The 19,186-nt window shown below is 60.8% G+C and carries 7 protein-coding genes and 1 pseudogene; 1 reads left to right on the top strand and 7 read right to left on the bottom strand.

What is annotated here, in order from left to right:
* Positions 1-7 precede the first annotated feature (7 nt).
* The 3 genes from poxB to ASD70_RS11055 form a co-directional block, all read right to left on the bottom strand.
* Entirely contained in the window at positions 8-1,732 is a 1,725-nt protein-coding gene (gene poxB / locus ASD70_RS11065) for a ubiquinone-dependent pyruvate dehydrogenase (protein ID WP_046072327.1), read from the bottom strand.
* 318 nt (positions 1,733-2,050) lie between these two features.
* A complete protein-coding gene (locus tag ASD70_RS11060) occupies positions 2,051-2,545 on the bottom strand; it encodes a DUF934 domain-containing protein (protein ID WP_043050275.1) in 495 nt (164 codons plus the stop codon).
* Positions 2,529-4,187 (bottom strand): nitrite/sulfite reductase, encoded by a 1,659-nt coding sequence (locus tag ASD70_RS11055; RefSeq protein ID WP_046072328.1) that lies wholly within the window; start codon positions 4,185-4,187, stop codon positions 2,529-2,531. The genes ASD70_RS11060 and ASD70_RS11055 overlap by 17 nt, the downstream gene beginning before the upstream one ends.
* A gap of 425 nt (positions 4,188-4,612) precedes the next feature.
* On the opposite strand from ASD70_RS11055, the pseudogene ASD70_RS11050 reads away from it, so the two are divergent.
* Positions 4,613-4,840 (top strand): annotated as a pseudogene (locus tag ASD70_RS11050) (LacI family transcriptional regulator); the annotation flags it as partial.
* Positions 4,841-4,907: 67 nt separating this feature from the next.
* Here the strand turns inward: ASD70_RS11050 and ASD70_RS11045 are convergent.
* From ASD70_RS11045 to metH, 4 genes are all read right to left on the bottom strand, one after another.
* Positions 4,908-5,126, bottom strand: coding sequence for a DUF2970 domain-containing protein (locus ASD70_RS11045; protein WP_056846442.1), 219 nt, complete (start codon positions 5,124-5,126; stop codon positions 4,908-4,910).
* Positions 5,127-5,369: 243 nt separating this feature from the next.
* Positions 5,370-10,154: a hypothetical protein gene (locus ASD70_RS11040; RefSeq protein WP_056846441.1), complete on the bottom strand. Its 4,785-nt coding sequence runs from the start codon at positions 10,152-10,154 to the stop codon at positions 5,370-5,372.
* 177 nt (positions 10,155-10,331) lie between these two features.
* Entirely contained in the window at positions 10,332-15,155 is a 4,824-nt protein-coding gene (locus ASD70_RS11035; RefSeq protein WP_056846440.1) for a hypothetical protein, read from the bottom strand.
* Positions 15,156-15,384: 229 nt separating this feature from the next.
* Entirely contained in the window at positions 15,385-19,095 is a 3,711-nt protein-coding gene (metH, locus tag ASD70_RS11030; protein WP_056846439.1) for a methionine synthase, read from the bottom strand.
* Positions 19,096-19,186 lie beyond the last annotated feature (91 nt).

The raw sequence follows: 19,186 nt of genomic DNA, 5'->3' as shown, positions 1-19,186 counted from the left end.
TTTTGTCTTATCGCAGCCAGTTAGTCCGCGCCAGTTCAATCACCTCATCCCCACGCCCGCTCATCACCGCCTTGAGCATATACAGGCTGAACCCCTTGGCCTGCTCCAGCTTGATACTCGGCGGCATCACCAACTCTTGAGTGGCGGTGACTACGTCCACAAGTACCGGGCCGTCATGGGCCAGGGCGCGGCGCAAGGCCGGTTCGAGGTCTTCGGACTGCTCAACGCGAATACCCAGGATGCCCATGGCATTGGACATGGCGGCGAAGTCGGGGTTTTTCAGCTCGGTGCCGGTGTCCAGGTAGCCCGCGGCTTTCATCTCCATGGCAACGAACCCCAGGGACGAGTTGTTGAACACGATGAGTTTCACCGGCAGTTTCAATTGCGCCAGTGAAATGAAATCCCCCATCAGCATGGTGAAGCCCCCATCGCCGGACATGGAGATCACCTGGCGCGCGGGAAATGCCGCCTGGGCGCCGATGGCCTGGGGCATGGCATTGGCCATCGAGCCATGGTTGAACGAGCCGATCAGCCGGCGCTTGCCGTTCATCTTCACATAGCGCGCAGCCCATACTGTAGGTGAGCCGACGTCGGCGGTGAAGATCGCGTCATCGTCGGCCAGTTCGCTGAGCAAGCGCGCTACGTATTGGGGATGAATCGGCCGGTTGGCTTTGGACGGTTGTGCCAGGTCATCCAGGCCTTGGCGGGCTTTTTCGTAGTGCTTCAGCGAGGTTTCGAGGAAGCTGCGATCAGTCTTGCGGGTCAGGCGTGGCAGCAGGGCGTCGATGGTTTCACTGACATCGGCGGCGATGCCCAGGTCCAACGTCGCGCGGCGACCGAGGGCCTGCGGATCGCGGTCGACCTGGATGATCTTGGCGTCGGTCGGGTAGAACTGGCGATAGGGGAAGTCAGTGCCGAGCATGATCAAGGTGTCGCAGTCGAGCATCGCATGGTAACCGGAGCTGAAACCGATCAGGCCGGTCATGCCGACGTCGAACGGGTTATCCCATTCCACATGCTCCTTGCCGCGCAGCGCGTGCACCACCGGCGCGCCGAGGGCATCGGCCAAGGCCACCACTTGATCGTGGGCGCCGGCACAGCCGCTGCCGCACAGCAGGGTGACTTTCTCGCTGTCCTGCAAGATCTCGCTGAGGCGTTGCAGGTCCTGCTGCGCCGGCAAGGTGCGCGGCGCATGCAGGGCCGGCCAGGGCTTGAGCGTGTCTTCGACTTCCAGCAGCGACACATCCCCCGGAATCACCACCACCGCCACGCCGCGATTGAGGATCGCCGAGCGCATGGCACGGTGCAGCACCTGGGGCATCTGTTCGGGGTTGCTGACCAGCTCGATAAAGTGGCTGCACTCCTTGAACAATTCCTGGGGATGGGTTTCCTGGAAATAATTCAGGCCGATCTCCGACGACGGAATTTGCGCCGCAATCGCCAGCACCGGCACATGGTTGCGATGGCAGTCGAACAGGCCATTGATCAAATGCAGGTTGCCCGGCCCGCAACTGCCGGCACACACGGTCAACTCACCGGTAGCAGCGGCTTCGGCGCCAGCGGCAAAGGCCGCGACTTCTTCGTGGCGCACGTGCATCCACTCGATGCTGTCCATGCTGCGCAGCGCGTCGGTCAAGCCATTGAGGCTGTCGCCGGTCAGGCCCCAGATGCGCTTGATGCCCGCCTGTTCAAGGGTGGTCGCCAACTGCTGGGCCAGGTTGATTTTCGCCATGAAGAACTCCAATCGTCAGTGAGTTGAAAAGCTGCTGATCAGTAGAGGACAGTTCGATTACGGCGAATGCTCACCTTATAGTGTGAAGATTGCTTCATGGCCAAGCGGTATTGGCGAGTGCGCCGGGGGATGAACCACTGGTCGCGTACCAACGCCATGCACGGGGCGACGTTGGCCTTGGTCTGCCCACCCAAATTTGCAGAGCCGAGCAGTACCAAATGTCGGAGGGGGCTTGCCCCCGATAGCGGTGGATCAGCCAACGAATCTGTTGACTGGCACTCCGTCATCGGGGGCGAGCCCCCTCCCACATTTTGATACTCAGCGTCGACGGAACAGTGGCAACGGCTCGTCGGTGGCGGCCTGATAGGTCACCGAAAAGTCCTTGAGACTTTCCAGTGCTTCATACGGGTCTTTGTCGGCGCGCAAGGCGAAGGCATCGAACCCGCAACGGCGCAGGTAGAACAGCTGGTCACGTAACACGTCGCCAATCGCGCGCAATTCACCCTTGTAGCCATAACGGTCACGCAGCAGGCGGGCGTTGGAGTAGTTGCGCCCGTCGGTGAAGGCCGGGAAGTTCAGGGCGATGACCTGGAAGTGTTCCACATCGTCACCGATTTCCTCGGCTTCTTCATCGGCGTCCAGCCACACGCCCAGGCCGCCGTCGCGGGCCTTGAGGGCGTGGCCGTGTTCGCGCCACAGGGCCAACGGCACGATCAGGTCGTCGCAGTTGGAGATGCCGTCGAAGCTCGCGTCCTTGGGCAGCAGGTGCCAGGTTTCGTCGACGACTTCGTTGTTCTTAATGATTCGCTGCATAGACGCGCTCCTTGAACAGGTCGATGCCGATGCGCTGGTAGGTGTCGATGAAACGTTCATCTTCGGTGCGCTGTTCGATGTACACGTCGATCAGCTTGCCGATCACCTCGGGCATGGCTTCCTGGGCGAAGGATGGGCCGAGGATCTTGCCCAGGCTCGCATCACGGCTGGCGCTGCCACCCAGGGACACTTGGTAGAATTCCTCGCCTTTCTTGTCCACGCCCAGGATGCCGATGTGGCCGACGTGGTGGTGACCACAGGCGTTCATGCAACCGGAAATGTTCAGGTCCAGCTCGCCGATGTCGAACAGGTAGTCCAGGTCGTCGAAACGGCGCTGGATCGATTCGGCAATCGGGATCGACTTGGCGTTGGCCAGGGAGCAGAAGTCGCCGCCCGGGCAGCAGATGATATCGGTCAACAGACCAATATTCGGTGTGGCGAAACCGCCTTCGCGCAACTCGCCCCACAGGGTAAATAGTTGGCTCTGCTCAACGTCCGCCAGGATGATGTTCTGCTCGTGGGAAGTGCGCAGCTGGCCGAAGCTGTAGCGCTCGGCCAGGTCGGCAACGGCGTCCAGCTGCTTGTCGGTGATATCGCCAGGGGCAACGCCGGTGGGCTTGAGTGACAGGGTCACGGCCACATAGCCCGGCTTCTTGTGCGCCAGGGTATTGCGCGTGCGCCAGCGGGCGAAGCCTGGGTGCTGCTGGTCGAGGGCGGCCAGCTCGGCGTCCTGGTTGGCCAGGGCCTTGTACTCAGGGTCGACGAAGTGCTTGGCCACGCGGTGTACTTCGGCTTCGGTCAGGGTGGTCTGGCCGCCGCGCAGGTGTTCCATCTCGGCGTCGACTTTCTGGGCGAACACCTCAGGGGTCAGTGCCTTGACCAGGATCTTGATCCGGGCCTTGTATTTGTTGTCGCGACGACCATAGCGGTTGTAGACCCGCAAAATCGCATCGAGGTAGCTCAACAGGTCCTGCCACGGCAGGAACTCGTTGATAAACGCGCCGACCACCGGGGTACGTCCGAGGCCGCCACCCACCAGCACGCGGAAACCCAGCTCGCCGGCTGCGTTGTGCACCGGCTCCAGGCCGATATCGTGCACTTCGATGGCCGCACGGTCGGAGGTCGAGCCGTTGATGGCGATCTTGAACTTGCGCGGCAGGTAGGCGAATTCCGGGTGGAAGGTGGTCCACTGGCGCACGATTTCACACCAGGGCCGTGGGTCGATCAATTCGTCGGCAGCGACGCCGGCAAACTGGTCGGTGGTCACGTTGCGCAGGCAGTTACCGCTGGTCTGAATGGCGTGCATCTGCACGGTGGCCAGTTCAGCCAGGATGTCCGGCACATCTTCCAGGGCCGGCCAGTTGAACTGCACGTTCTGGCGGGTGCTGATGTGGGCGTAGCCTTTGTCGAAGTCGCGGGCGATCTTGGCCATCATCCGCGCCTGGCGCGAAGTCAGTTGGCCATAGGGCACGGCGACCCGCAGCATCGGCGCAAAGCGCTGCACATAAAGGCCATTTTGCAGGCGCAGAGGGCGGAACTCTTCTTCGCTCAGTTCACCTGCTAAGTAGCGTCGGGTCTGATCACGGAACTGCTTGACGCGGTCCTCGATGATGCGCTGATCGTATTCGTCGTATACGTACATATAGGTCCTGTTCTCGGCAAATCTGCGCGCACGGCCGCGCACTCACAACGGAGCCGGCGCACGATACCAGTTTGCGTATATGCGCAAAAGTGATGTTTGGGTATATGTAAATAACCAAAATGACTAATGAGAACTGTTATCGCCATACCCACATTTGTCATGCGGGCAATCATGATCTTTACTGTGGTCGAGTCTTAGTGCCGTCACCTATAAAACCGACAAGAGGCGATGCAATGAGCAATTCCACCAAAGCCCGTAAACCTGACAGTACCGTGGATGCCTGGGCCATTCTGTTCCTGATCATTCTGGTGGTCGGGACCGCCGTGTTCTGGGTCAGCCACCAGTAATAAAGAGGGTTGATTGGGCCTCGATTGGCTGTCGGATTGCCACTATCATGACGATCCGTTTTCCAGGTTCGAGCAACCATGTTGAAGGTTTTGATTGCGTGTGTGTGGCTGGCAATATCGGCGCACGGGGCGATGGCCCAGGCCGCGTCGGTGGTGTTTCTCAACCCAGGCACTTCTACCGAAACCTTCTGGGTCAGCTATGCGCAATTCATGCAGGCCGCTGCCAAGGACCTCGGCCTGGATTTGCGCGTGCGTTATTCCGAGCGCGAGGCCTTTAAAACGTTGGCACAGGCTCGCGAAGCGTTGTAAGGCAGAGAGCGGCCCGACTGCCTGGTGCTGGTGAACGAGCGTTCAGCCTGCAACTGCTGCTGCGCTAAACGCCGGCCAGGTGCAGCACCAGCTTGACGATGCCGAACAGCGTCAAGGCAAATACCACGGTGAACAGGATGCCCAGCACCACAAAATGGCTGGGTTTGCCATGGGTAAAGTCGCGGGCGCGGTTCTTGCCGCTTTGCACGCCGAAGGCGGCGGCCATGACACTGTGGAGCATTTGCCAGAAGGTCGGTGGTTTGTTGTCGATTGGATTGCTCATGAGAACCTCGTCAGGTGCAGCGTTCTCTAGAGCATAGACAATGCCTGGGGCAGGGCGGCTTTACGTGCCTTCTTTAGCCGGTTGCACTCTTATGTATGCACCACCGTCCATGGACCGCGCCCAGGTGCTTGCCGCTCAAGCATCCGATGCCGTAGCCCTGTCCATCTTCGCTTCATTGAGTCATTGGCGTGCATCCGCACCGCGTATTGGCGATGCGGATGGGGAGCTTATAGCGGCGTTCACTCAGCCCCGGGGAGGTTCCAAGTCAAGGAACAGTTGCTTGTCCAGCGGCGGCCTGATCGTGGCTTTATCCAGGTTGACCACGGCGCGGTTTTCAGCAACAGCCCTTTCGATCAATTGTTTGCGCGTGAGCAACCGCTCGGCCGGAAGCTTCAAGTGGCCGAAGCTGTGCTGCGCAGCGGGCGTTTGGACGGTGGGGTAGTGGAAATGCGCGTACCACAAGACATGGGGGGTGCCTTTCTCGTACACCGCGTATTCGCTGAGAAAATCCCCGGCAGCCAGTGGCTCACGACTCTTGGCCAAGTTGATATCGACAAAGCCGTGGCGCCATAGATAGGCAACATTGGATGCCTTGGGCAGCTGTCGCTTGTAGCCCTCGGCACACACCTCACGGGCGAGCTTTTGCGCAGACGCGGCCTCGTCCCGGTACTGCTTGATCAATTCGGCGGCGTTGGCTTGGCTGGCATGATCGCGCTCGATCTCTTCGGCCAGGGCTTCGATTTTGCGCGCATGCTGGCTCAGCATGTCATCCCAGTCCAATGGGCTGAGCGTTTCACGTCGGGCCGGGTCTTGAAGTTTTCTCTGTTGGGCGCGAATCGTGCGTTCGATACCTGCCCGTTGGGCCATCACGGTTTCGGCGCTTTGCCTGATGGTCTTCAGTGCGCGAACTTTTGCGGCTGTCGAGGGCGTGGACGGTTTTGGTGTATCGACTTTGGCCCACACACCTTCATTGACATGTTCATGGTAGGTCTCGACAGTTTGGCCGGTGAGCGGATCCTTGATGTCGACAAAGCTGCCGGGCATCGCTGGGTCTGCGGGGCGCAAGTCGCCCACCAGAGTCATGTGCTTGCGCGTCTTGAACACTCTGCGGCTGGCGGGTTTCGGCCGGGTGGGGGCAGCTACGTTAGGCACGTGGGCGAAGCCTTCCTCGGCGAGAATCACATCGGCCAGTTGCGCTTCCAGGCTGGTGCGGGCGATCACCAGTTGGTCCAGGAACTCTGTGCGATAGGCTTCGCGCACAAAGCCTGAGCCCATGTCCGTGAGGGCGTTGACCGCGTTCTCCATGCGCTCATAGCGTTCGAGCGCGCTCTTGAGGACCTCGATTTGTTCGCTCGTGGAGTAGCCGCTGGTGGTGCGCATTTCCGTATGCGCCAATACGCTGGTGGTGTTCTTGGGATCGGTGAGTTCCTTGATAAAAGGCAGCTCCGCCGGGCTTCGCGAACCATGGGTGCGATCCAGCACCAGTTCGGCAAGGAACATCAGGATATTCTGTTCGACGGTGACGGCGGACAGGTATTGGTCCTCGGGATGCTCTTTCAACAGGAACTCGCGCAGTTCCGGATCCGCCTGCTTGAGTGTGGTTTCGATTTTTTCGGCCGGTTCGAGCATCTCTCGCAAGGCTTCGATCTGCAGTTTTCGGGTTTCGAGGAACATCTGGTAGGCGTAAGGAATGCCCTCAGGCAGTTCACGGTTGACCCGGTCAAACAGTTCTTCGGCATTTTCGCCCTGGTCGGTTTCAAGGATGTCGGTAAACTTTTGCAGCTTGGCTTCGAACACCGAGCCCCAGTAGTCATAAAGCGATCTGGCCGCGACATTGCGGGTTTTCTTATGTCTTGCGTCGGTGTTATCGGCCTCCATCAGTTCGCGGCCCTTGTCCTGGATCTGTTGCATGGTCGCATTGCCCAGCTCGGCGTCTTTCTGGTAACGCTCGAAGGCGATGTCCCACTCCAGCTTGGCCTTCGTCGCCATCGCACGCCTTTGCTCATGGCGCGCAGCGAGCTTGTCCTGCAAGCCAGGGATCTCACTCGCCGTGCGCAGCCTCAACCAGTCCTCGCGTAGCTTTTGTTTTTGATTGACCAGTTCGACACGCGCCTTGTCCAGCGCTGACTTGAACGGTAGCGAAGCCATCGCCCGGGGCAGGAACTCCAGGTTCAGTCGCGCAAGGTCTGCCTCCAGCACCTTCAAGCGATCACGATGCTGGCGCTCCCATCTTCCACGGCGCTCCCTGGGCATGCCACCCTCCAGCCGCGCCTTGCGTTCCAGGCGCCAATGCCCCTGGCCTTCGCCGGTCAGCTTGAAACCGGGGCGCAGGGGGTGTTGTGGGTCCACCAGATAGACCTCGCCGAAGCCGGGCACCACGCTGACCTGGAACAACAGCCCGCCCAGGCTTGCATGCCAGGTTTCGCCAATGCGGTACAAACCCTTGAATGGGCCGCTGGCCTGGGCGACGGGCAATGGGTCGGGCCAAGGTACGTGCAGGTCGAGCAATAATTTCAACAATTTCGCACCGGCCTGGGGGCTGGCAATCGAGCGGCTGAAATCCAGCGGGGTAAGCCCGGTGGCGGGCGGTTCACCTGGCAGCGCCACCTCACCATGACGTACCTGAGGCGCAGCGGGCTGGACCTGATGCGCAGGGCGGCGCCAGGCGGCCAGCGCTGGTGGGGCGTCCTCGTGTGCCTGCGGTGGGGTGCGCGGCGACGGGCTGGCAGCGTGCAACAGCACCATGGCGGTGTTGAGCAATAGGTCGATCAAGGCCAGCTCGCGAGTGGTCGGGTCGCGGCTGTCCAGGCCCGCTAGGTCTTGCTGCAGGCTGCCGACCAGTACCAGGAACCAGCCGGCCAACATCGCCGGGCCGCGGGTCAGTGGCAACAGCAGGGTGTTGAACAGCAGCCAGGCGCCCTCCATCACGATGGCCCAGCGGCTTTCGCTGTTGGACACCGACTCGCGGTCCGCCAGCTCCACCAGGGCCCGCGCGGTGCTGCCAAACAAATGGCTGAGCAGTTGGCCATTGACTTGCGATTGCAGCCATTCTTCGGCGCCTTCATCCACCGCCAGGGTCGCGGGCTCGGGCTTGTCAGGGATGGCGAACTCATCCCCGGCCAGAAAGCGAATGATGTGCGGCTCCTTGATACCGCCATGGGCGTAGATCGGTCGCGCCTTGTCGCTCAGCCAGGTCAGCACGCTGGCCTGCAGGTCACCGGGAGCGGCCAGCGCCTCAAGCAGTGCCTGGCGCGTGGGGTACTGATACAACGCGTCGGTGTACAAGGGGCGATACAGCAAGTGCGGGCCGATGCTGGCGTCTCGGGGCTCGATGATGAAGACGTTGTTGACGGTGTCTGGTGTGGCACCGGCCTTGCGGCACAGGGCCAGGGGCCGCAGGACGATCTCCTGGCCGTCGACAATCCGGTCGTTCGGTGTCTCGCCCATCAGGGCGTTTACATAGCGGTAGCCCTGGGTGGTGACACCGTATTGCTGCCTGATCGCGAATTCCAGTGCCATGCGCGGCAGTTGCACCTTGAGTTCGCGAGTAAAGAGTTGTTCCCGACGCCGCGCATCGTCGCTGTCGGACAGCAGCAGGTCCTTGATCGTCTGTGGGTAGGCCGTACCGATGTCGACCCGCTGGATCAGGCCCGAGGAGCCCAGCACGTAATCGTCAGTCAGCCATGGCGGCAGCGTGCCGCCATTTTTGGATGACAGCGTCAGCGTGCCTTTGGGTTTGCCGGCGAGGTTTTTCACTGCCAGTTCGGTCAGTGAAAGCCTGACGTGGTCGATAATGCCCGCGCCACCTGGGTAGCCGGCGGCCACGGCAAAGTCCAGCAGCACGTCGTCGGGGTCGTAGTCGCCATGGTCGGCCTGCATCTGCTTGCGCAGGGCTGCGCGGCTGAAATCATGCAGGTTTTCGATGCCCTCATTGTAGGAACGCCCCTGGTTGACCCGCAGTACCGTGGCCCCCTGCTGCAAGTGCAGGTGGTAGGCGAAACGGTCATCGGCATCTGCCTGCCGGAGCCAGCCAGGCAGTTGGGCGCCGATCTGCTGCATCAGCGCCGGGTTGCCTGCCGGCGCTGGCAGGAACAGCATGGCCGGATCCGTGAGCAGGTCCAGGCGCCGGTCTACCTGCGCTTCGCTGACGCCGCGCAGGTCGACGGCGGCCAGGTTGTCGAGTTGCTGGTTGAGGATTAACCCGGCCTGTTGTTCGAACAGGTTGCCGTTCGGTTCATTGCGCCGCCACGTCAGGCTATCGAACTGGAACTGGCGTTGCAGGCGGCGGCTCCAGGCCTGGCCAAATGCGTCCAGTGAGTCGAATGCCTCAATCGCCCCGGCCACGCCGCACAGCAACACTTGCTTGTCGCGTATCAGCAGCAGGTCCGGCGTCAGCAGGCGCACTTCTTGCGCGGCCCTGGCCAGTGTGGTTTCGATGAAATACGCATAGGTGGTTGGCGTGGAGCGTGGCAGGCGTTCCAGACGCCCCGGCCAGGCCGCGGCGACCGCCAGCATGTCGCGCTGGGTGTCGCTCAGGCTTGAGGCGGCGACGGCGGCGGCGGTCATCTGGCCCTGGAGAAACTCTCCCAGCCATTGCCAGCGACTGCGGCCATGGCTATCGGCCTGGCTCCAGTAATCGGCCAGGTCCTGCTGGAACGACAGATACAGCGAGGCGCGCAGTTCGTCGATAACCTGCGCAATCACCTGCATGTCGACGTCGGCCAGGCCGCTGCCCGGTGCGGGCGACAAGTAATACGGCAGTTCACCGCGAGGGCTCAGGTCAAGTAGCTGAGGGTTGAGAACGTGGTCGAGGGCCACATGGGCCAGCAAGGGAAAGGCATAGCCGCCGCTGGGGGTAGGGCTGGCCAGCTTGAGCGTGAGCAGGTCAAATTGCAGGTTCGGGTAGCGTTCGCTGATACCCGTGCGCAGGGCCTTGAACACCACTGAAAACAACGCCGGGCGCGTGGCGAAATGGGCGTGGACGGCCTGGCTGGGCAATTGGCCCAGGGCCGTAGGTGAATCGGACATGGTGAAATCCTTTTTCCTGTGTGAATCCGGCTGGGTTAGCTGCCGGGTCAGCGGACCGAGGATCGGTCCTGCACAGGAAAACGGATTTTGTGGTCACGGGTGCGGCATCGGGATACCGCACCCCTTGGCCAATGGCCTAGTTGTCGTACCGCAGGTCAGGCGCCAGCCAGCGCTCGGTCACAGTACCTCCAGCCCCAGGAACAGCTCCTGGTCGAGTGGTGGCCTGATCTCGGCTTTCTCGAGGTTGACCACGGCACGGTTGTCGGCGCGTGCTTGTTCGATCAGTTCCCGGCGGGTGAACCGGCGCTCGGCAATGGTTTTCAGATGGCCGAAGGCAGGTTGCGAGGCAGGTGTATCGGCGGCCGGATAGTGGAAGTGGGCGTACCACAACACGGTGTCCTCAAAGGGTTTTCCGGCATTGATCTGGTTTTTGTCGCGGATTGCATACTCGGTCAGAAAGTCACCGGCCTTCAAACTGACACGACTGCGCACCAGGTTGATATCGACAAAGCCATGGCGCCACAAATAAGCGACATTGGCGGCTTTCGGGCGCTGCCGCTTATACCCTTCGGCGCACGCCTCGCGAGCGTGTTCTGTGGCGGCATTCGCGTCAGCCAGATAAGCATTACGCAGTGCTACGGCCTCTGGATTGGCGGCGTGGTTGCGTAGGAGTTCCTCGGCGAGGGCTTCGAACTTCGCTGCATGCTGGCTCAGCATCACATCCCATTCATGGGGGTCGAGGCCCTCGCGTCGGCTGGGATCCTGAAGCTTGCGCTGTTGGAAGCGAATGCTTGCATCAATACCGGCCCGCTCGCCTTTGACGAGCTCTGCCTGCTCTTTGATCGCTTTTAACGTGCGGCCAGCAGCGGCGCTCGGCTGGGGTGGTTGCGCGGGTTTGACGATGTTCCAGACGCCTGTATTGGCGTGTTCATGGTAGGTGGCGACGGTTTGCCCGGTGAGTGGGTCCTTGATGTCGACGAAACTGTCCTCGACACCTGGCTCGTTTGGACGCAGGTCACCCACCAGGGTCTCCCGGTCATGGGTCCTGATGACCCTGCGGCTCGCGGGTTTCTGTCGGGCGTCTCGGTTGGAGGCTTGCCTAGGGACAAAGCCTTCTTCAGATAGGATCAACTGGGCCAGTTGCGCTTCCAGGGTAGTGCGGGCCACGCTGAACTGCTCCAGGAAAGAGCTTCTGTAGTGTTCTCGCACAAGCTCGGAACCCATTTCAGATAACGAGTTAACGGCGTTTTCCAGTCGTGCGTACTGCTGGAGCGCATCCTTGAATACATCAATTTGTTCGGCCGGTGAGTAACCGCTGGTGGCTCGTATTTCGGTATAGGTGAGTATGGAAGTCGTCGCTCGGCGATCGGTAAGTACCTTAAGGAAAGGACGCTCCCTTGGGATATCTGTGTTTCGAGCACGATCGACTATCAACTCAACAAACGCCAACAGCATATGCTGCTCTATAACGACCGAGGAAACAGTGTTGTTGGACGTGATTTTGCTCGTGAGCCGAGCCCTCAATGCCGGATTGGCCTGTTGCAGGATGGCTTCAATTCTTTGTGCAACGCTGAGCATTTCCTTGAGCACTTGCAGTCGCTGCGTCGCACCGCTGATGAACTCCTCGTAGGCGTCGGTGATGTGCTTGGGCAGTTCTTGGTCGACCCGTAGCAGTAGCTCGGAGAGGCTTTCGCCGCGTCCGGTTTCCAGCGTGTTTTTGATTTTCTGATGCAGATTCGAGTAAGACAACAATAAGTGACTGTGAATGTTGTCGGTCGCGATATCTCGTACCTGCGTGTATTGAGCCTGCGTTCTGTCCAGATCCAACAGTTCTCTGGCCATGGCCAGAGACTTTTCCTGGGTGGAAATATACGCTTGGGTGTTTTCCTGGTAATTGTCGACTGCAATGCTCCAAGCGCTTGTGGCACGTGCTGTCGAGTCTTTCCTCTGCGCATGACGCTCAGTGATTTTGGGGCGCAGTTCGGGAAGTAATGTGGCGCTGCCGAGCCTTTCCCAGTCCGCTCTCAAGGCTTGCTTGTGTTCTGTCAGTTGACCCCGAGCCCTTTTCACTGCGTCTGTAAGCTGTTGCGCCTGGGGCGCCAATGCACTTGCTTCAATACTGAGGGCTTCCAATCCTGAGCTCAGCTCCTCCAATCGTTTCTTGCGTTTTCCTTGCCATTCACTGAACCGTTCTCTAGGCATGCCTCCCTCCAGCCTTGCGCGGCGATCCAGCCGCCAATTGCCCTGGCCGTCGCTGGCCAGTTGGAAGCCCGGGTGCTGCGGGTGCTGTGGGTGCACCACATAAACTTCGCCAAAACCCGGCACCACGCTGACCTGGAACAGCAGTCCACCCACACTGGCGTGCCAGGTCCCATCAATGCGGTAAAGCCCCTTGAGGACGCCGCCTGGTTCTGCGACCGGTAAAACGTTGGGCCACGGTACATGCACCTTGACCAATGCTTTGAGCAACGCTGCACTGGCTTGGGGGCTGGCCAGCGAGTGGCTGAAATCCAAGGCGGTGTGGCCAGACGCCGGGGGCTCACCGGGCAGCATCACTGCGCCATGGCGCACCACCGGCTTGCCTTGCGGATGGGGCAGGCCCGGCCGGCGGCGCCAGGCTTGCAGATGCTCTGCGCGACGCTCGGTCGGGCCAGGCGTGTGCGAGGAGGCAGCGTGCAGCAACACCATCGCGGTATTGAGCAACAGGTCGATCAGTGCCAGCTCGCGGGTCTTGGGGTCGGTGCTGTCCAGGCCTGCCAAGTCTTGCTGCAGGCTGCTGACCAGCACCAGGAACCAGCCTGCCAGCATGGCCGGCCCACGGGCCAGCGGCAACAGCAGGGTGTTGAACAGCAGCCAGGCGCCTTCCATCATGATGGCCCAGCGGCTTTCACTGTTGGACACCGATTCGCGGTCGGCCAAGTCGACCATTGCCCGAGCGGTGCTACCGAACAGGTGATTGGGAAGGTTGCCATTGATTTGCGACTGCAACCATTCCCCGGCACCTTCATTGATGGCCAGCGTGGCGGGCGCCGGTTTTGCAGAAACGCTGAACTCGTCCCCAGGCAGGAAACGAATGATGTGGGGTTCGCGCAAGCCGCCGTGATCGTAGATGGGGCGGGCCTTGTCGGGCAGCCAGGTCAGTACGCTGTCTTGCAGGTCGCCAGGCTCGGCGATCGCCGCCAACAGCGCCTGGCGCGTTGGGTATTCGCGCAGGGCGTCGGTGTACAGCGGCCGATACAGCAAGTGCGGGCCGATGGTCGCGTTGCGCGGTTCGATAATGAAAGCGTTGTTGACTTCATCGGGCGTGGCCCCGGTTTCGCGGCACAGGGCCAGGGGGCGCAGGACGATCTCCTGCTCGTCGACGATTCTGTCCGAGGGCATGTCACCCATCAACGCCTTCACGTAGCGATAACCCTTGAGGGTCACGCCGTACTGTTGGCGGATCTTGTATTCCAGCGCTTGCAGGGGCAGATGCACCTTGAGTTCGCGGGTAAACAACGCTTCCCTGCGCCGTGCGTCGACGCTATCGGACAACAGCAGGTCCTTGATTTTTTGGGGGTAGGCAGTACCGATGTCGACGCGCTGGATCAATCCGTTGCTGCCCAGCAGGTAGTCTTCGGTCAACCAGTGCGGCAATGGTGCGGCACTTTTGGACGATAGCTCGAGCGTGCCTTTGGGTTTGCCCGCCAGGTTTTTCAGGGCCAGTTCCGTCAGTGTCATCTGCACATGTTCGATGATGCCGTAGCCGCCCGGATAGCCGGCCGCGATGGCGAAGTCCAACAGCACCTCGTCTGGGTCAATGTCCCCATGATCGACCTGCATCTGCGTGCGCAATGCGCTGCGGCTGAAGTGCTGGATGTTATCAATGCCTTCATTGAACGAACGACCCTGATTTTGTCGCAACACCTGCGCCATGTCCTGCAGATGGCGATGGTAGGCAAACCGATCGGCGGCATCGGCCTGCCTGAGCCATTCGGGCAACTGATCGATAACCTTTTGCAGGGGCGCGGCGGCGGCAGTGGGCAGTGGGAAAAAAAACAGCGCCGGGTCCGTTAGGCGTTCCAGGCGCCGCTCAAGGGTTTCTTCGTCTTGCCCTTGAAACGTCAACGCCGCCAAGTCCTCCAGCTGCTGGTTGAGGATCAGGCCGGCCTGCTGTTCGAAAACATGATTGTCCGGTTCGTTGAGCCGCCAGGTAATGCTGTCGAACTGGAACTGGTGCTGCATCCTCTCAACCCAGGCTTGGCCGAAAGCATCCATTGAATCGAACGTCTCGACAACGCCGGCCACGCTGTACAGCAACACCTGTTTTTCGCGCACCAGCAGCAGGTCAGGGGTGAGTACGCGGACTTCCTGGTCGGCGCTGGTGAGTGTGTTTTCAATGAAATAGGCATGGGTGCTGGACGATGAGCGCGACAGGCGTTCTGCCAGCACTGGCCAGGCAGCGACGGTCGCCAGCATGTCGGGCTGGGTGTCGCCCAGGCTCGACCAACCAGCTGCCACGGCGGTCATTTGGCCGTTGAGCAGTTCGCCAAGCCATTGCCAGCGACTGTAGCCGTGACTGTCGATCTGGCTCCAGTAGTCCGCTAAGTCGTGCTGGAAATGCAGGTAAAGCGATGACGGCAATTCATCGATGATCTGCGCGATCACCTGCATGTCGATCAGCGGTGGGGTATCGGGTTTGAGGATGGTGGGTATTTGTTGGGTCAGGTAGTAAGGCAGTTCGCGCGGTGAGTGCAGATCAAGTAACTGTGGGTTCAGTACATGGGCGATAGCGACTTCCATCAACGCCTTGTAGGTGTAATGGCCAGAGGGGTGTGGGCTGGCTAGTTTGACCGTGAGCAGGTCCAGTTTGAGCGATGGGTAACGTTCCAGGATGCGCCCGCGCAGTGTGTTGAACACCACCGAAAACAAGCGCGGGCGGGTAGCGAAATGTTCGTGTACGGCCTGGGCAGGCCGTTGGCTCAGGGCCGAGGTTGGCAAGGGGGGAGTCGGGTCGGACATGACGATTTCCTTTTCGCGTGTGCAGCCGGTTTTTGGCTGCCGGCTCAGTTGACCGGTAATCGGTCTGCGATAGGAAATCCCATAGTGCGGCTACCGGTGCGTTACGGGGATACCGACTGCAACGATGGGCGCCATGATCCTCTGTCATTCGGTTTCAATTACACAACAGAGCGCCCTGAAGCCGTCGCCCCGCAGAGCCTGCACGGCGACTTTCTGAACACCCCGGCCCTCAGTTGTCATATCCCAGGTTCGGTGCCAGCCAGCGCTCAGTCACGATAAGGTCTTGGCCCTTGCGCGCGGTGTAGCTGGCCACCTGGTCCTTGTCGACCTTGCCCACGGCAAAGTACTGCGCCTGCGGATGGGCGAAATACCAGCCACTGACCGCCGCCGCCGGGAACATTGCGTAGTGCTCGGTGAGGAATACACCGCTGCGCCCGGCGTGCATTTCCCGGGCCTCTGGGTCCAGAAGTTGAAAGAGCTGGGCTTTCTCGGTGTGGTCCGGGCACGCCGGGTAACCCGGGGCAGGGCGGATGCCGCTGTACTGCTCCTTGATAAGCGCCTCGTTGTCCAGTTGCTCGTCCTTGGCGTAACCCCAGTGTTCTTTACGCACTTGCTGGTGCAGCCATTCGGCGCACGCTTCGGCCAGGCGATCAGCCAGGGCCTTGACCATGATCGAGTTGTAGTCGTCGCCGGCATCTTGATACGCCTTGGCGACTTCTTCGGCGCCGATGCCGGCGGTGGTGATAAACCCGCCGATGTAGTCGGTCACGCCGCTGTCTTTAGGCGCAACGAAGTCGGCCAGGGAGAAGTTCGGCTTGCCGTCGGTCTTGATGATCTGCTGGCGCAAATGATGCAGCCTGGCGATCGGCTGGCCGTCGTCGCCGTAGACCTCCAGGTCATCGTCCTGCACCTGGTTGGTAGGCCAGAAACCGAACACGGCGCGGGCGCTGATGAGTTTCTCGTCGATTAGCTTCTTGAGCATTTCCTGGGCATCGGCGTACAGCGCCGTGGCGGCTTCACCGACCACCTCGTCTTCGAGGATGCGCGGGAACTTGCCGGCCAGGTCCCAGGAGATAAAGAACGGCGTCCAGTCGATGTACTCGGCCAGCACCTTGAGGTCGATATTGTCCAGCACCTTGGCACCGGTGAAGGTCGGCTTGACCGGGGTGTAGGTGCTCCAGTCGAACTGTGGCTTCTTGGCGATGGCCGCCGGGTAGCTCAGGCGCTCGGTGCGCGCACTGCGGTTAGAGGTGCGTTCACGCACGTCGATGTATTCCAGACGGGTCTTCTCGACGAAGCCGGCCTTCAACTCCTTGGACAGCAATTGCGTGGCCACACCCACCGCACGGGAGGCATCGGTGACGTAGATCACCGCGTCGTTACTGTACTTGGGCTCGATCTTCACCGCCGTGTGCGCCTTGGAGGTGGTGGCGCCACCGATCATCAGCGGCAGGTGGAAGTCCTGGCGCTGCATCTCACGGGCTACGTGCACCATCTCGTCCAACGATGGAGTGATGAGCCCGGACAGGCCGATGATGTCGCACTTCTGTTCCTTGGCCACCTGCAGGATCTTCTCTGCCGGTACCATTACGCCCAGGTCGACAATGTCATAGCCGTTGCAACCGAGCACCACGCCGACGATGTTCTTGCCGATGTCGTGCACGTCGCCCTTGACCGTGGCCATGAGAATCTTGCCTTTGGCTTCGGGCTTGTCGCCTTTTTCCAGCTCGATGAACGGGATCAAGTGGGCCACGGCCTGCTTCATCACCCGGGCGGATTTCACCACCTGGGGCAGGAACATCTTGCCGGCGCCAAACAGGTCGCCGACGATGTTCATGCCGGACATCAGCGGGCCTTCGATCACTTCGATCGGGCGTGCGAACGACTGCCGGGACTCCTCGGTGTCTTCGACGATATGGGTGGTGATGCCCTTGACCAGCGCGTGTTCCAGGCGCTTGTTGACTTCCCAGCCACGCCACTCCTCGGTTTCGGCTTCCTTGACGCTGCCGTCGCCCTTGTACTTGTCGGCGATGGCGAGGAGGGCGTCGGTGCCCTCCGGGGTGCGGTTGAGCACCACGTCTTCCACCGCGTCACGCAGCTCGGCCGGGATCTGGTCGTAGATCTCCAGTTGGCCGGCGTTGACGATCCCCATGGTCAGCCCGCTGCGAATCGCATATAGCAGGAACACCGAGTGGATCGCCTCGCGCACCGGGTTGTTGCCGCGGAACGAGAACGACACGTTGGACACGCCGCCGGAGGTCAGCGCGTAGGGCAGTTCGTCACGGATATACGCACAGGCGTTGATGAAATCGACGGCGTAGTTGTTGTGCTCTTCGATACCGGTGGCGACGGCGAAGATGTTCGGGTCGAAAATGATGTCTTCCGGCGGAAAGCCGACTTCATTGACCAGGATGTCATAGGAGCGCTTGCAGATTTCTTTCTTGCGCGCTTCGGTGTCGGCCTGGCCGTCTTCGTCGAACGCCATCACCACCACGGCGGCACCGTAGCGCTTGCACAGCTTGGCGTGATGGATGAACTGCTCGACGCCTTCCTTCATGCTGATGGAGTTGACGATGCCCTTGCCCTGGATGCACTTGAGGCCGGCCTCGATCACTTCCCACTTGGAGGAGTCGATCATGATCGGCACCCGGGAGATGTCGGGCTCGCCGGCAATGAGATTGAGGAAGGTCACCATGGCCTTCTTCGAATCGAGCATGCCCTCGTCCATGTTGATGTCGATCACCTGGGCACCGGCTTCCACCTGTTGCAGGGCGACTTCCAGGGCTTCGGTGTAGTTGTCTTCGCGGATCAGCCGGGCGAACTTGGCCGAGCCTGTGATGTTGGTGCGCTCGCCGACGTTGACGAACAACGAGCTGCGATCGATGGTGAACGGCTCCAGGCCCGACAGGCGGCAGGCCTTGGGAATGTCCGGGATCGCGCGCGGCGCATAACCGGCCACGGCCTTGGCGATAGCTTCGATATGGCCCGGGGTGGTGCCGCAGCAACCGCCGACGATATTGAGGAAACCGCTCTGGGCGAATTCTTCAATGACTTTGGCGGTTTGCGCCGGCAGTTCGTCGTATTCGCCGAATTCGTTGGGCAGCCCGGCGTTAGGGTGCGCAGATACATGGGTATTGGCTTTGTTCGACAGCTCTTCCAGGTAGGGGCGCAACTCGCTGGCGCCAAGGGCGCAGTTCAAGCCTACGGAGATCGGCTTGGCGTGGGCCACGGAGTTCCAGAACGCTTCGGTGGTCTGGCCCGACAGGGTACGGCCGGACGCATCGGTGATGGTGCCGGAAATCATGATCGGCAGTTCCACGCCCAGTTCCTCGAACACGCCTTGCACGGCAAAGATCGCGGCCTTGGCGTTGAGGGTGTCGAAGATGGTCTCGATCAGGATCAGGTCAGCGCCACCCTCGATCAGGCCTTTAGTGGCCTCGGTGTAGTTTTCCACCAGTTCATCGAAGGTCACGTTGCGGTAGCCAGGGTTGTTCACGTCCGGCGACAGCGAGCAGGTGCGGCTGGTGGGGCCAAGCACGCCGGCGACGAAGCGCGGCTTGGCCGGGTTCTCGGCCGTCTTGGCGTCGGCGATCCTGCGCGCCAGGCGTGCGCCTTCTACGTTCAGCTCATAGGCGAGTTCTTCCATGCCGTAGTCGGCCATGGAGATACGCGTGGCGTTGAAGGTGTTGGTCTCGAGGATGTCAGCACCGGCGTCCAGATAAGCCTTCTCGATCCCGCCGATGACGTCGGGGCGGGTGAGCACCAGCAGGTCGTTGTTACCCTTGACGTCGCTTGGCCAGTCGACGAAGCGTTTGCCACGGTAGTCCTGCTCCTCGAGCTTATAGCTCTGGATCATCGTGCCCATGCCGCCATCGAGGATCAGGATACGTTCCTTGAGGGCTTGGTGAAGGGCTTGCAGACGAGCGCTACGATCGGGCATGGGACTACTCTGGTCAGGCATTACGGAGGGCATGGATCATAGCAAACCTGTGCCGATTTGGAGCATGTGCCGGTTTTGCATGAATATCGTT

This window comes from Pseudomonas sp. Root569 (assembly GCF_001427465.1).
In the GTDB taxonomy this organism is placed as follows: Bacteria; Pseudomonadota; Gammaproteobacteria; order Pseudomonadales; family Pseudomonadaceae; genus Aquipseudomonas; species Aquipseudomonas synxantha.
This window is presented reverse-complemented; position numbering and strand designations above follow the sequence as displayed.